General features: G+C 46.9%; 12 protein-coding genes. 6 read left to right on the forward strand and 6 right to left on the reverse strand.

Annotated elements, in window-relative coordinates:
• Positions 1-30: 30 nt before the first annotated feature.
• From ABGV42_RS19620 to ABGV42_RS19635, 4 genes are all read left to right on the forward strand, one after another.
• On the forward strand, positions 31-864 hold the full coding sequence (locus tag ABGV42_RS19620; protein WP_347383316.1) for a MurR/RpiR family transcriptional regulator: 834 nt from the start codon (positions 31-33) through the stop codon (positions 862-864).
• A gap of 208 nt (positions 865-1072) precedes the next feature.
• On the forward strand, positions 1073-2788 hold the full coding sequence (locus ABGV42_RS19625) for a spore germination protein (RefSeq protein WP_347383317.1): 1716 nt from the start codon (positions 1073-1075) through the stop codon (positions 2786-2788).
• 36 nt (positions 2789-2824) lie between these two features.
• Entirely contained in the window at positions 2825-3925 is a 1101-nt protein-coding gene (locus ABGV42_RS19630) for a GerAB/ArcD/ProY family transporter (protein ID WP_347383318.1), read from the forward strand.
• Positions 3922-5124 (forward strand): Ger(x)C family spore germination protein, encoded by a 1203-nt coding sequence (locus tag ABGV42_RS19635; RefSeq protein WP_347383319.1) that lies wholly within the window; start codon positions 3922-3924, stop codon positions 5122-5124. The genes ABGV42_RS19630 and ABGV42_RS19635 overlap by 4 nt, the downstream gene beginning before the upstream one ends.
• Positions 5125-5204: 80 nt before the next feature.
• Here ABGV42_RS19635 and ABGV42_RS19640 read toward each other — a convergent pair whose 3' ends face one another.
• From ABGV42_RS19640 to ABGV42_RS19660, 5 genes are all read right to left on the reverse strand, one after another.
• The gene (locus ABGV42_RS19640; RefSeq protein WP_347383320.1) at positions 5205-7607 is read right to left on the reverse strand and encodes an ABC transporter permease; all 2403 of its coding nucleotides are present in this window, start codon (positions 7605-7607) and stop codon (positions 5205-5207) included.
• 2 nt (positions 7608-7609) lie between these two features.
• Positions 7610-8368, reverse strand: a complete 759-nt coding sequence (locus tag ABGV42_RS19645; RefSeq protein ID WP_347383321.1) for an ABC transporter ATP-binding protein — start codon at positions 8366-8368, stop codon at positions 7610-7612.
• Between the two features lie 119 nt (positions 8369-8487).
• Positions 8488-9930 (reverse strand): sensor histidine kinase, encoded by a 1443-nt coding sequence (locus tag ABGV42_RS19650; protein WP_347383322.1) that lies wholly within the window; start codon positions 9928-9930, stop codon positions 8488-8490.
• Positions 9931-9954: 24 nt separating this feature from the next.
• A complete protein-coding gene (locus ABGV42_RS19655; protein ID WP_347383323.1) occupies positions 9955-10653 on the reverse strand; it encodes a response regulator transcription factor in 699 nt (232 codons plus the stop codon).
• Between the two features lie 188 nt (positions 10654-10841).
• Entirely contained in the window at positions 10842-11660 is an 819-nt protein-coding gene (locus ABGV42_RS19660; protein WP_347384436.1) for a helix-turn-helix domain-containing protein, read from the reverse strand.
• 207 nt (positions 11661-11867) lie between these two features.
• Between ABGV42_RS19660 and ABGV42_RS19665 the strand changes: the two genes are divergently transcribed.
• Together ABGV42_RS19665 and ABGV42_RS19670 are read left to right on the forward strand one after the other, a co-directional pair.
• On the forward strand, positions 11868-12644 hold the full coding sequence (locus ABGV42_RS19665; RefSeq protein WP_347383324.1) for a sugar phosphate isomerase/epimerase family protein: 777 nt from the start codon (positions 11868-11870) through the stop codon (positions 12642-12644).
• A 64-nt stretch (positions 12645-12708) separates the two neighbouring features.
• Complete coding sequence (locus ABGV42_RS19670) at positions 12709-13728, forward strand: Gfo/Idh/MocA family protein (RefSeq protein WP_347383325.1); 1020 nt, start codon at positions 12709-12711, stop codon at positions 13726-13728.
• A 186-nt stretch (positions 13729-13914) separates the two neighbouring features.
• Here the strand turns inward: ABGV42_RS19670 and ABGV42_RS19675 are convergent, their stop codons facing one another.
• The gene (locus ABGV42_RS19675; protein WP_347383326.1) at positions 13915-14862 is read right to left on the reverse strand and encodes an aldo/keto reductase; all 948 of its coding nucleotides are present in this window, start codon (positions 14860-14862) and stop codon (positions 13915-13917) included.
• Positions 14863-14875: the final 13 nt, after the last annotated feature.

Genomic DNA, 14875 nt, shown 5'->3' on the forward strand with positions numbered 1-14875 from the left:
TGGCAGAGCTAGAAAAGGAGTGGATCCGGAATGAATTTATTTGCCCAAAAAGAACAGCTATCACCTGGTCATCTGAAAATTGCCGATTTTGTTGAACGTAACCCCGAAGAGATATTATTCATGACGGAGCAGGAAATCGCCGACAGGCTCGGAGTGAGTATAGCCACCGTTTCGCGCTTCTGGCGTGCTGTTGGATATGACAATGCCAAAGCGTTCAAAATCCGGCTGCGTACCTCCGAGGACACGACACCTGCTCTCAAATTAAATAAAACGATCTCCCGCATGGACACAAGCAGCCTGCCTGTGCAATTGCTGGAAGCCTCGGTGTCCCATCTGCAGAAGACGTTATCCCATATGAAGCAGGGAGATCTGGAGCAGGCCGCTTCCATCCTTGCTGAAGCAAGAAGAGTATATATCTATGCGCCGGGGCCCTCAGCGGGTTTGGCAGAGCTGCTATCATTCCGGTTATCGAGATTTGGTTTAACGGTCATCCATCTGGCCGGAAGCGGACATGAATTGCTGGAATCCCTGATGCACATGCAGCAGGAGGATATGGTCTTACTAATGAGTTTTACCCGTCTGCTGCCTGAAGCAGAAGTCATTCTGGATTATGCCAAGGAAGTAAACAGTAAGGCTGTACTCGTGACGGATCGGGAGGATCTGTTATACGGACTGGCAACGGAATTGTCTTTCTATGTGAGCCGCGGTGAGCTGGGGGAATTCCACTCTATGGTTACTCCGCTTCTGCTTATGGAACAGCTGGTGCTCACTGTGGGGTTGCTGCAGAAGGAGCTGGCGTTATCCAAGCTGGAGAGGCTCGCTGAACTGCGCAGCAAATATGCGGGTAAGCTGCCTCGCGGATAATTCCTGGTATTGTGGATGATTGTCTAATATGTATTTCTCTTTCCATAGAATGTGATGAACGGTACAAATGAGGCAGGTCTCCTTAACAGAGGCCTGCTTTTTTATTACGCCAAAAAAACGGGAATTATTGTGAGCCTTCGGGGAAAGAATACTCAGAAATACATGTAGGTTGTGGTGTACAGCATAGAGAAATGTTGGGGTGAGGGTGATGTGGTCCAAAATATTATCATTTGTACCTGAATGGTCGATATGGATGCAGGCATTTTTGGTTGTGATTATTCCATTCGTCATATTAAAAGTAGCTCGATGGATGAGCTCTTCCATTAGAAAAGGTGCATTCACGAACCCCAATTCACAGCAGAAGCAAAGCTCCTGTGATTCCTCTTCAAATGGTCCTGACCAAGCGCAGGGAATCGAAACCGGGGCATATGCGAACATCAAGCTGACGGGGCACTATACCACAGATCTGATCAGTTCAAAAGAAACCTTTGGCCAGAATGCCGACGTACATATCCGGGAGTTTTTCATCTATGGTACGGATACGCCTGCGGCTGTCATGTATGTCGATGGTCTGGTAGATCAGGAGTTGGTCGATGACCATTTGATCACGCCTCTTATGTTAAGAGGGGTACCCGAACTGAAACAGGATGCCTTCATTCATCCGGAAAATGCTCATCTGCTTAAGGGATATCTGAAAAATCATTTGCTGCCGGTCAGTCAGGTAGAAGAAACGGAATCATTGCAGGAACTGGCCCTGGGTGTTCTGTCAGGTAAAAATGCTCTAATTATTGATGGCATGCCTGGTGCTCTTCTGATCGGATCAGCCAAAGGAAAAACGCGCAGTATTGAAGAGCCGTTGTCCGAAGCCCTGCTCCGAGGTCCGCGAATTGGTTTTACGGAAAGTCTGAGTGATAATACGGGGGTACTACGGCGATATGGCAGTAATCAGAGTCTGTTCATACAGAAATATGAAGTAGGCACACGGATCAAAAAGGATCTGGTTATTGCGTATATTCAGGATATAGCCAACCCCGAGATAGTAGCTGAAGTAAAAAAGCGAATTGAGAAGCTGGATGTGGACGCCATGTTGGAATCTGGGTATGTAGAGCAACTCATTGAGGATGATCAACTGAGTCCTTTTCAGCAGGTGCAAAATACCGAGAGACCGGACCGGGTTATCAGTGCTTTGCTTGAAGGGCGTGTTGCGATATTGCTGGATGGTACACCCTTCGCATTGATTGTGCCGACCACCTTCAGCATGCTGCTGCAATCACCGGAAGACTACTATGAACGATGGATTCCGGGGACCTTTCTCCGCATGCTTCGTTTTCTGGCAGCCATGATTGCACTTCTCGCACCTGCCTTGTATATCTCGTTTATTTCCTTTCATCCGGGTCTGATTCCGACCAAACTGGCATTGACCATTATTGAGACGCGAAAAGGAGTACCTTTTCCCTCCATTATTGAAGCACTCATTATGGAGACGGCCATTGAGATATTGCGCGAAGCTGGCATACGTCTGCCGAAACCGATTGGACCTGCGATGGGCATCGTCGGCGGTCTCATTATCGGGGATGCCGCCGTACAGGCGGGGATTGTCAGTCCGTTTCTCGTAATTGTCGTTGCCGTTACGGCAATTTCGTCATTCTCCATTCCCACATACAGCGCAGGGATAACGCTGCGGATTCTGCGTTTCATAGGCATGTTTAGTGCAGCTATTCTTGGCTTGTACGGGGTGGTTTTGTTTATCCTGTTGCTCTGCAGTCATCTTGCACGCTTACAGAGCTTCGGCGTTCCATATGTCAGCCCAAGTGTTCCTTATAGATTGTCGGACTGGAAGGACTTTCTGATCAGGGCGCCAATGAGCATGATGAAGAAACGCCCTTACATGATGAAACCCAAAGATCAGGATCGCAAGAAATGAGGACAAGGCTATGAAACTGATGAAGAGGTGAAATCAATGAAGCCTTCCTATACTCCCATAACAACAACTCAGGCTGCGATCATGATCATCAACTACATGCTGGGAGCAGGCATCCTGACCTTGCCCCGGACAACCGTGGAAGCAGTGAATACGCCGGATGTCTGGATGTCCATTATCATTTCGGGTTTGATAATCCTGCTCATTGGTTTCATCATGGTTAAGCTGTGCCGAAGATTTCCAGGAAAGACCGTGTTCCAGTTTGTTCCGGAGATTACAGGCAAGTGGATTGCCATGTTAATCAGTATGGCGATTATCCTGTACTTCGTCGTAATATCTGCATTTGAAGTCAGGGTATTGGCGGAAGTGACTAATTTATATCTGCTTGAGCGTACGCCAACTTGGGGGATTGTCATGGGATTTATGTGGATTGGGATCTATCTGATATCCGGCGGCCTGAATGCGATCGTTAGGTTGTTCGAGATTATTTTGCCGATCACAATTGTTATCTTTGTCATAGCTATCCTGCTTAGCAGCAAAGTGTTTGAGATTAACAATCTGAGACCTGTGCTTGGTGAAGGATTTATGCCAGTCATTAAAGGGTTGAAGCCTTCACTTTTGTCATATACAGGCTATGAGATCATGTTTGTCATCATGGCTTATATGAAGAATCCTGAAAAAGGAAATAAGGCGATGATCTGGGGAACGGCTATCCCTATGTTAATCTATCTGGTAACGGTTATCATGGTGGTAGGTAGCCTGTCCATTAATGGCATGAAGACCAGAACCTGGCCTACACTTGATTTGATGAGAAGTTTTGAGATTCAGGGATTGATATTTGAACGATTTGAATCGTTGCTGCTGGTCATCTGGATAATGCAAATTTTTTCGACATTCACCGTCACGTTATACGGTGCTTCCATAGGAAGTGCGCAATTGTTCAAGCGGAAGGAAATACTGGGGGCTATGTTTATATTAGTTGCCCTTATCTATTTTATTGCCTTTCTTCCAAATGACGTCAACCAGACTTTTGCATTAGGTGACTTTTTGGGGAAAGTATCTGTGTGTTTGTTTGCTATCCTTCCTGCCCTTTTGTTGCTGTTAAGTGTTGTTCGTAAGAAAGGAGGCCAGAAGAAATGAATATTCCTTGGAAGAAGCTAATCTTGTTTTCTGTATCGTTATGCATGTTATTCACGCAGACAGGATGCTGGAGCAGTAAAGAGATCGAGGACTTGGGCGTCTACGTGGCTCTGGGGATAGATGTCGCCGAGCAAACGGAATTTGAAAAGGATGTAAACGCTCATGGCGGTTATTATCCAAAAGAAAACAATATTACCGCCACAGTTCAGATTGTACCTAAGGATTCTTCGAAATCCAATAGCCAGCAAGGTTCTCCTTCAGCGGGTAAATCCTATTTTAACGAACAATTAACGGGGGATTCTCTATTAGAAATTTTCCGTCAGTTTGCACTCAGAAGAGACCGCCCCCTTATTGGGCATCACTTGAAAGTTATCGTCGTTTCTCAAGAAATCTCACGGAAATATAGCTTGGAACAATTACTCGATTTTGTATTGCGTGATAACGATATTCGGCCAAGCTGTCTGGTCGTGGTGAGTAATGAAAAAGCCATTGATGCCTTGTACTCCAATGATCCTAGTGAAATCCCGGCATTTTACCTGACAGGTCTTGTGGACAATTCATACTTGTCAAACAAAATCATACCCGCCGTGTCACTGGCTAAGTTGGACGCAACAATGCAGTCTGGCAGAAGCTTTCTCCTCCAAAATGTCATCTCATATAAAGGCGAACATAAATTTTCAGGCGCAGGGATATATCACTCGAAGACAAAACGCCTTATTGGAACGTTAAGCCAAGCAGATCTCGAAGGATTGTCGTGGATACAGGAAAGGCCTAAGGGAGGCGTATTAAAAACATATGAGGAACGAACTGGGAGTACGGTCGTATATGAAATTAAGCATACCAAAGGCAAAATTATCCCTACTGTCAAAGGGGATGATATATCGTTTCATGTTAAAGTGGAATCGGAAGGTTGGTTCATGGAAGATTGGACGGTTCCTGAAGTAGAAGGAGACGAAGAATACATTCACAAATTGGAGAAGGAGTTTAAAAAGATCGCTGAACAGCAGGTGAAACAGGCTCTGGATAAAATGCAGCACAAGTACAAGGTGGATGTTGGTGGGTTTGGCGAGAAACTACGCATTAAATATCCAAAGGTATGGAAAAAGGTTAAACCGGATTGGGATAAGACATTCAGTGAAATCCCGATTACTTACGACATTAAAATCAAAATCAAGAATCAGGGATCATCAACGGAGTGATATCTGGACAAACCATACAGCCTTTCAGACCCCGCGAAGGATCTGAGAAGGCTATTTCATATGCCTATACCCATAAAAAGTTATTCAATAACCAGCATGCGTGGTGAAGTTTCTTGAATGACACGGGAGGAGAACCAGGAGCCGAGGGCTGCTGCAATAATGCCTATGCAAGCAAATATGACAATTCCACCTCCATTCAGAATAAGAGGAAGCTGTACTATACCATAGTCAGCAAGGATCATTTCAAGAAGAATAGGCAGCACATACACGCCAATCAGGATTCCCAGCAGAGCGCCCATGGCGGATAGGGCCGATACTCCCATGGCAATCGACAGCCGAATGCGGCGAGAGGTCAATCCTAGCGATTTGTAGATGCCATACGTTCGGCTTTCTTTGCGAATACTAATTCGGCAGGTACTGAAAATAATAATAAAAGTAACCAGGATAAACAGCAGCCCGAGCAGGCTCATGGGGTAAATTAGAATGTCTGCCGCCTCGGAATAGACCGAATCGAGGAGTGTCTTCTGCGTTACAACGGAAGCGGATTTTTTAAAGTGATTATTCATCTCCTTGGCAACATGTTCCGCTTCCAGCGGGTCATTCAAATTAATGAATATGGCATCGAAATCACCGTAATTCGGACGGATCGTATTCATAGCCTCCATCGTAATTCGTCCGGAGATGGACATATTGGCAATGGCTTGATAAATTCCTGTGATGAGGAATGTGCGCTTTTCCCCTTCAATATAAAGTTCCAGAAAGTCACCCGGTTCTTTGTTTAAGGACTCAGCTACACCCACGCCGATGGCCATTTCATTCTTCTGCTGCGGATTATTTCCCTCTAATGTTTCAAATCCAAGATCCTGATAACTTCCATCCAGTACACTCAGAGCTATACTGCTGATTTGCCCCTTTGCATCTCTCGAAGGGTCCGGGCTAACTACGCCAGTAATGTTTCCTTGCCAACCGGCATTTTTGATTCTTGCATCTTCTTGTAGCCATTGTTTGAAATCCTCTTTAGGGAAGGTGCTTTTATTCACAACTACAGCAGCGATGTTGGCATTGTCATAACCCCATTTGGCAGCTGTCTGAACAATTCCGGTGATGCTGGTTAACAGAACAAACCCCAAAACCAGTACGGAAGAGGCTATTGTTGTCAGCAGGAGCATTAGAACAGAACTTTTGATGTTTTTGATGACATGGCGGACACCGATCACTGCAGCTACTGGCAGGCGCGCGAACCCGAACAGACTGGTCAGCGGGGAGTTCATTCTCCGTGCCATCCGGGTATTGTCCATCTCCGACATACCATAACGGATGGCCTGCACCGGCTGAATACTCCGTGCTTTCTTGGCATACATGACAACAAACAAAAGGATCATGGCGAACAAGAATACGCCTACCGGCATGGCTGAGCCTACCCCTTCGACCGGGATGTTACGATTTGCCACACGAAGAGAAGACACGGAAATATTGATAATGAATTTGGATACCCACACACTGAGCCCAAGTCCTGGAAGGATGGCTATACAGGAAAGTAATGAATATTGGATGACATAAGTACCGATCGTTTTCGCCGAGGTCAGTCCCAGTGATTTAAGGATGCCGATCGTTTTGTAGTTGGCCAGGATGGCATCTGAAATTGTAAATCCGATCGTAATCAGAGCGATGGCAAGCATGACAACCCCTAGGAAAACCATGATGAATCCGATCATTTGATTAATGATCAGGTAGAAAGAGGAGATGCTCTCAAACTCCATTTTGGTTTCCAGAAACGGACCGCCTGCCTCAAGCGAGTACTGTTCCCAATAACTTGAATGTGCACTGTAATCGTCGAAATGGATACCCATCATATAATTATCGTTTCCCGCAAGGGATTGGACATCATCCAAATAATCCGAAGGATTCATCCAGACTCGTGCTGTATTGGTGAATGGTGCCCCATAGGGGACATCGACCACAATGCCGGATACGTTCAATTCGATGGTTGTGGTTCCGGTTTTGAAGCCAATGGCATCTCCTGCCGAGATATCGTAGGCATTCGCCATGGAAGTGGGAATCCAGACCGAACCTTGTTTGGGAACCGTTTGTGATGTTCCGCTTGAAAAAATCAGTTTATCTACAGCCCCCGGAGTTGAAGGGGTGTTTATCATGTAAAGGTAGACATTAGGGATATCCGTGCCATGAAACGAGATGCCCGATAGCGTACGATACGTAAGCAAGTCAGACACATCAACGCCTTCCTGGGAAGCCCACCAGTTGTGAACAGCTTTCGGATCATTCAGACCTTTTTCAAAAGTCAAAATCTGATGTGATCCATGGGTGCGGGTATGCATTTCTCTAAACTGATTACCTGTGTTGGCCAGAATCATGACTGCAGTAGACAACAGCAGCGTGGATAGAAGAATGAGCAGAGCGATAAACGAGTTTTGTATTTTGCTTCTGCTCAGATAGGAGAGGCTAAGTTTCCACATGACAGCCATCGTTATTCCTTCCCCGATACAAAGGCAAATATCATGTCCTCACGGTCATGAACCTGATGCTCACGATATGGTTCGAATTCGAGAATGCCGCCAACCTTGCCATCCCGGATCAATATGAGACGATCGGCACGGCAGGCAGCCTTGATATCGTGCGTGACCATGACAACGGACTGTCCTTTTCGATTAATGTCTGTCAGAATGTCGAGAACAGCCTTACCGTGCTCCACATTCAGACTTCCAGTCGGTTCATCGGCGAAGAGGACGTCCGGTATATTGATCAGAGCACGTGCAATGGCGGCTCGCTGCTGCTGGCCTCCTGAGGTCTGGGAGGGAAGACGGCTGCTCAGACCGTCTATATCCAAGGATTTCATCAATTGGGCTGTCCGCAGCTGAATATCATTCTTTTTGGTCCCGGCGATGTAACCCGGCAGTGCAATATTCTCTCGAATGGAGAGATCCGGCACCAGATTAATACTCTGATAGATATAACCAATCCGGCGAGTACGAAAATCAGACATTTCCCGTTCGCTGTAAGCATCAATGCGCTGCTCCTGAAAATAGACTTTACCAGCAGTCACATGGTCCAGACCACTCAGCAGATAGAGCAGGGTGGATTTGCCCGAACCCGAGTTACCCATGATGACCGTGAAATCCCCTTTGTATATATCCAGATCAACATTACGTATGGCATGGTATTGCTCCGGGCCTGTGCTGTATGTTTTGTATAGGTTATGCGCCCGAATAATGGTCGTTTTGCTCAAGAAGATCACTCCCCACTGCAGTATACGGTTTATTTTAGAGGTGGGATGTTGAGGAAGTCTTATCAAATTATGAATAAAGTATTACAGGCTGGATGCCCGCATTAATGGATTGCGACGAGTCAGCAGATCGGCAGACTGAATCGGAAGCTGGTTCCATGCCCCTCTTTGCTTGAAAAGGATATACGTCCCCCGTGAGCTTCAATAATATTTTTGCATATGGATAAGCCCAGGCCTGTACCCTCTTGCACGTGACTGGACACAAGTGAACCTAGCCCCCGGAAATAACGTTCAAATACAAAAGGCACATCTTGAGCCCGTATTCCCTGACCAGAGTCTGCAATCGTCACAATGAACTGATCGGCTTCCAGCTCTGTATGGACACGAATGATATCCCCATGGCGGGTGTGTTTCAGTGCATTGGATATGAGATTGGACAGAACTTGTTCGATCCTTGTGGTGTCCATGCGGATTAACACATTCGGAACGGATTCAGGCGTTTCATACGTTAGACCTTTAATGCGTACAGCAGGTCCGAATGATCCAAGCATGGCTTCGAAAGCGGGACCACTATAAACTTCACGCGGCTCAACGGAAATCTGACCCAGCTCGTGCAGCGCATGAATTAGCAGATCTTCAACCAGTTGGGCTGTTCTGTCTGTGTGGGTCTGCATGATTCGCATATATTCCATAAGGGTTTCCTCATCTGTGCACATCCCCTCAGTAATTGCTTCAATATACGCCTTAACTGTTGTAATGGGCGTTTTGATATCATGCGAAATGTTGGTGATGAGTTCCTTTTGCGCCTGTTCCTGCTTCGTGCGTTGTTCACTCAAATACTTGATTTCGGTACGCATCAGATCAAACATGGCATATAATTCGCCGACTTCGTCTGCATGTTTATAATGAATTGGCTTATCGTACTGTCCCTTGAGAATAGATTCAGCATGATGCTGAAGCATATTGACCGGTGACAGTAATCGTTTATGTATTTTGCGATGCATGGTTACCAGGAGAATGCCCAGAATAAGCGCGATCAAGATCGAGAAGCCTGCAACCAGATGGGGCAGGGCCGATGAAGGCTGGACAGTAACCATGGCTTCAGGGATGGTAAAGATGGCATTTCCGATCTGAACTCCATCAGCAGCATGAAGGACAGGAAAAGCAATGTCCAGCACATCATCCTCTCCATTTTTGGCATACACCGAATGGTTCAGATCATAATGCAAGGCAGATGCCAGATGGATACGTTCTCCTTCAGAAGATGGGTCTGAAGAGAGCATGATCGTACCGTCCAGGCCGACATAGGATAACTGGATGCCTTGCTCTTTGGCGATGGCACGAACGGTTTCCTGAACCTCCGGGGTGTCGAGTTGATAATGATTCTGCTCCAAAGCGAGCATTACCGGGTTGATGCTGAGCCGGACCTGATTAATGGACAAGTTGGACTCCTCTGTATGACGACCTAACCGATCCGCGGCAAGTGTCAGGCTGCACCCAAGGATAAGAATCAGCAGAATAAGTACGGTGATCAGCCAGCGTTTGGACCCATTGAGTAACGACATTGAGATTGTTGTCTCCCATCTATCTTATTCGTGGTTGAATTTGTAACCGACTCCCCAGACTGTCTTCAGAACAACGGGTTGGGAGGGGGTGGCTTCAACTTTCTCTCTCAACCTTCGGATATATACAGTGACCGTATTTTCATCCCCGTAAGCATCATATCCCCAAACGGCATCCAGTAACTGCGACTTGGAAAACACCTGGTTTTTGTGGCTCGCCAGGTAATACAGCAGTTCGAATTCCTTCGCAGAAAGTGAAATTTCACTTCCGCTTCGCGTAACCTTGTACGCTTTTTTGTCGATCACCAGATTGGACAGACGAAGGAGATGTGTCTCGTCACGCTCGGATGTAAGACGGTCATACCGCCTGAAATGAGCATTGATTCGCGCAAGCAGCTCACTCAGGGAAAAGGGTTTTGTCATATAATCATCTGCCCCAAAGCCCAAACCAAGCACCTTGTCTGTATCACTTCCTCTTGCACTCAGGATGAGAATGGGAATATTGTTTCTTTGCCTTATTTCACGACATACATCGATACCGTCCATATCCGGAAGCATAATGTCCAGAATGATATAGTCCGGCTGCAGCATGTCCATCAGCTGCAATCCATCTTGTCCAGTGGCGGCAACTGCGGCGTCGTATTGATTTTTGTTCAGATAGTCTCTTACAATGCGTGAAATGTCCTGCTCGTCTTCAATAATGAGTATTTTACGTGAATGAGGCATATGTATCGCTCCAATGAAGGTTAATGGAAATTCCGTTAATGATGGTTGATTTTGTAAATGGCTATAATTTTAACTATACAGGGTTATGCGGAAGGAGTCATGAGTAAATTTGGAACTGTGAAAAGTTCAAAGAACCCATATACGTCACCTGTTTACAGGTCGCCATGGGTTCGAGATTCCAGATGGTGTTACACATGTTCCATATCAAAAGAGGGGTGAGAATGGGATTTCAGATATTCCAGGGGAGACATCCCGAAGTGAGCGCGGAATACCCGGTGGAAATAGGAATAGCTGGCGAAGCCGCATGTCTCGGCAATATGCTCCAGTGTCATCTCGCTGTATTTCATGCGTTCCAATGCCACATTGAGGCGAATTTCAATGGCGTACTGAATCATGGTTTTGCCGTAGTGCTCCTTGAACAGCCGTACGGCGCGTGACAGGCTTAGACCGGCATAACGGGCTGCCTCTTCAAGTTTAAAGGTAACGGTAGCATGTTCCTCAATGAATCGCTTTAGCTTCAGGGTGGAGGAGACGCTCCGATCCGTCTGGAGACTTTCATTGATGGCGCGGTCGATGTACAGACAGAGTCCGCGTAATAACGCGTCTTTTAACTCCTCATTTTCTTCAAGAGGTCCCCTGCGCTGCTCCAGCAAAATATTGCGCCAGAGGCTGACCAGCTTGTCATCCAGTCCAATTCGGTTCACGGTAGGACGCTGAATTCGCTTCCACCATTGATCAATCCAGGATCCTTCACAGAACAAATAATAGTCCCCGCTGGACAATCGGCCTTCCTTATGCGGTTCTTCGACCACGAGATGATAGTCATCTCCTGGTTTCAACAGCAGCAAATCCCCGCTGGTCATCGTAAATTCCTCATCCTGCACATATACCTTGCAAGAGCCTTCGGTTTGCAGACGGAACAGGTAGGTCTGCAGCTCGCCCTTCATGTTGTGGTTAAATGCCTTGTAGTGATAAGAGTAGTCACAGATCAGTACTGAAGTCTTCAACGGTTCCAAAGATGCAATCCTCCAATATAGGTATCGTGCATGCACTTTTATAGGTGAAATCATAGTGATGCAAAATACTGGAATAAAAATTCGATCAGATAGTTCATGTTCTGACGATATTGTATATGTTCATTCTAGCCTGTTTTGAGGTAGGATGATACCAGATAGAGCAATGAAAGCAAATTTGAGAGCAGAGGTGTATCATTCATGAAAAAACTTAACATTGGTTTGCAATTGTTCACCCTCCGTGATGAAACTGCAGCAGATTTCCCTGGCACATTGCGCAAGGTAGCAGAGCTTGGTTATGAAGGTGTGGAATTCGCTGGTTATGGTGACATTCCTGCCGAAGAGATGAAAGCATTGCTGGATGAGCTAGGTCTCAAAGGATTCAGCAGCCACGTTTCCCTGCACGCGATGCGCGAAGATTTACAAAAACAAATTGATTACCTCAAAACGATTGGGGCTCAATATATGATCTGTCCTTACCTCATGCCTGAAGATCGTCCTGACAATGCTGAAGGCTGGACTAAGTTGTTCGCTGAACTGCAGCAATATGGTGCGGAAGCAGCGAAACAAGGTTTGATCTTTGGTTATCACAACCATGACTTCGAATTCCATGGCCAAGTTGGCGACAAAAATGCCTTTGATGCCATGTTCGCTGAAACTACGCCTGAGGCTGTACAAGTGGAAATGGACGTATGTTGGGTCCAATTTGCGGGACAAAATCCGATCGAATATATTAATCAATATGCGGGCCGACTGCCGCTTCTGCATCTGAAGGACTTCAGCAAAGACGAACAAGGTCAGATGAAAACATTGGAACTGGGACAAGGTTCGGTTGACCTGCCAGCAGTTATTGAAGCATCAACGAGTGCAGGCGTGGAATGGCTGATCGTGGAACAGGACGTATGTCAGAATCCTCCGCTTGAAAGCGTAGCCAACAGCTATAACTGGCTGAAACAAAACTATCTGAACCAATTTTAATTGAAGCGAATTTGAATCAAACGAAGCAAATGCTGAATCTACTTGTCAAAGGAGACATTTATCCATGAGTAAAATTAAAGTTGCTGTATTCGGCTGTGGAGCTATTGCTGAACGCAGACATATTCCAGAATACGCCGCTAATGAAAACGTAGAACTTGTTGCTTTTGCCGATCCAGTTGTGGAGCGTGCGGAGAAAATGGCCGAAACTTATGGCGGTAAAGCGTACTCCAGCTATGAAGAGCTGCTTGCAAACGAAACGGTTGATGCTGTTAGCGTATGCACGCCTAACTATCTGCATGCCTCCATGGCCATTGCCGCTGCGAATGCAGGCAAGCACGTGCTGGTTGAGAAGCCAATGGCTGTTACAACCGAAGAAGGCGAGCAAATGATTGAAGCTGCCAAGAAAAATGGTGTGTATCTGATGGTTGGACACAACCAACGCCTGATGCCTCCACACGTCAAAGCAAAAGAAATTCTGGATTCCGGCAAACTGGGTAAAGTGCTGAACTTCCGTACTTCCTTTGGTCACCCAGGACCGGAAGCATGGAGTGTAGACGGAGCAGAGAGCTGGTTCTTCCGTAAGGAAGAAGCCATTATGGGCGCCATGGGTGATCTGGGCGTACACAAGTCTGACTTCATCCGCTATTTGCTGAACGATGAAGTGTCCGAAGTGGCTGGGTTCATCAGCACCCTGCACAAAGAAGGCACCCAAGTGGATGACAATGCGACATGCTTGCTTCGCATGAAGAGTGGTGCCATTGGTACGCTCGTTGCCAGCTGGACTCAATACAGAGCTGGGGATAACAGTACGGTTCTGTGGTGTGAAAATGGTGTCATGAAAATCGGAACGGTCGAAGGCGACGAAGTAATTGTTGAGCTGACCAACGGTACGGTTGAAACGTACAAAGTTGGTGCTATGGCAACCAATGAGAAGCAGGTACCAAGTGGTGTAATCGATGCATTTGTGGAATCCATTGTGACTCAAACGCCTCCAACCATTTCCGGTGAAGAAGGTCTTCGTTCCCTGCAAGTCATTCTGGCAGCGTTCGAATCCGAGAAGACAGGCCAAATCGTTAAACTGTAAGACGGGCCTAGCCCAAGTTACTTATATATATATTTACTTGAGGGTACCTCCAGTGTTTCTCTGGCTGGTGCCCTCTTTATTTACTTTAGTAAGGAAAAGAGACGGCCTCCCGCATTGAAAGCGGAGAGTACCGTCTCTTAAACCGTGCTGCGTTTGAAGTGTTTCCGTTTCGTCCAGTCCTTGCGGTTATACAACCGGTTTGGCATCGCTCGCAAGGTCAAGCCAAGCGATTTCGTCCGCAGTCAGGGTCAGGCGAGAGCCTTCGTCGCAGGATAATAACTCATCGCGATTCTGCGCGCCGATCAGTGCACAGGTCGGGAAGGATTGATTCAATACATAAGCTAACGCAATCTGGATGGCCGTTGTATTTTTCGATTCGGCCAATTCTCCGGCACGGCGCAGTCTTTCCCAGTTACCGTCACTGTAGAAGACACGAACCAGATCGGCATTGTCCCGTACCTCCGGCGTGAATCGGCCCGTGAAGAATCCACGTGCCTGTGAAGACCACGACAGCAGCGGAAGCTGTGTCCGTTCATGCCATGCCAGCGTCTCCGCATCTGCCGACACACAGCCAGCCCAGAACGGTTCGTTCGCCTTGGCCAGGCTGAGATTCGGGCTGCTGAATGTGAAGCCCTTCAGGCCATGTGCAGCCGCATACGTGTTGGCTTCCTCCAGACGCTGCCAAGTCCAGTTGGAGGCCCCGATTGCACCAATTTTACCAGACTCAATATGCTCATTCAGTGCTTCAAGAATGGTGCCAACAGGAATATTCGGGTCGTCCCGGTGCAATGCATACAGCTCGACATGCTCCGTTTGCAGACGTTCCAGACTGTCCAAAAGATCACTGCGAATCGCATCGGCATTGACACGGGGGCCGTTCATATCATGGTGCGCGCCTTTCGTCAGAATGACAACCTGATCACGATTGCCGCGCTCCTGCATGTAGCGTCCGAGCACTTCTTCACTCTGTCCGCCGCAATAGATGTGAGCCGTATCCACGGTGTTTCCGCCAATCGCCAGAAATGCGTCCATGTTCGCTGCAGCCTTTTCGTAAGCATCATGCACAAAATAATCCGTACCTTTGATCAATCGGGAAATGGGTTTTCCTGCACCATTAATCGTAATGAATTCCATTTTTCACACCATC

Source organism: Paenibacillus pabuli, assembly GCF_039831995.1.
Lineage (GTDB): Bacteria > Bacillota > Bacilli > Paenibacillales > Paenibacillaceae > Paenibacillus > Paenibacillus pabuli_C.

Excerpts from the sequence above, each read along its gene's own strand:
- ABGV42_RS19665 (WP_347383324.1), top strand. The coding sequence starts at position 11,868 with ATGAAAAAACTTAACATTGGTTTGCAATTGTTCACCCTCCGTGATGAA.
- ABGV42_RS19655 (WP_347383323.1), bottom strand. The coding sequence starts at position 10,653 with ATGCCTCATTCACGTAAAATACTCATTATTGAAGACGAGCAGGACATT.
- ABGV42_RS19625 (WP_347383317.1), top strand. The coding sequence starts at position 1,073 with ATGTGGTCCAAAATATTATCATTTGTACCTGAATGGTCGATATGGATG.
- ABGV42_RS19630 (WP_347383318.1), top strand. The coding sequence starts at position 2,825 with ATGAAGCCTTCCTATACTCCCATAACAACAACTCAGGCTGCGATCATG.
- ABGV42_RS19675 (WP_347383326.1), bottom strand. The coding sequence starts at position 14,862 with ATGGAATTCATTACGATTAATGGTGCAGGAAAACCCATTTCCCGATTG.
- ABGV42_RS19620 (WP_347383316.1), top strand. The coding sequence starts at position 31 with ATGAATTTATTTGCCCAAAAAGAACAGCTATCACCTGGTCATCTGAAA.
- ABGV42_RS19640 (WP_347383320.1), bottom strand. The coding sequence starts at position 7,607 with ATGGCTGTCATGTGGAAACTTAGCCTCTCCTATCTGAGCAGAAGCAAA.
- ABGV42_RS19670 (WP_347383325.1), top strand. The coding sequence starts at position 12,709 with ATGAGTAAAATTAAAGTTGCTGTATTCGGCTGTGGAGCTATTGCTGAA.
- ABGV42_RS19635 (WP_347383319.1), top strand. The coding sequence starts at position 3,922 with ATGAATATTCCTTGGAAGAAGCTAATCTTGTTTTCTGTATCGTTATGC.
- ABGV42_RS19650 (WP_347383322.1), bottom strand. The coding sequence starts at position 9,930 with ATGTCGTTACTCAATGGGTCCAAACGCTGGCTGATCACCGTACTTATT.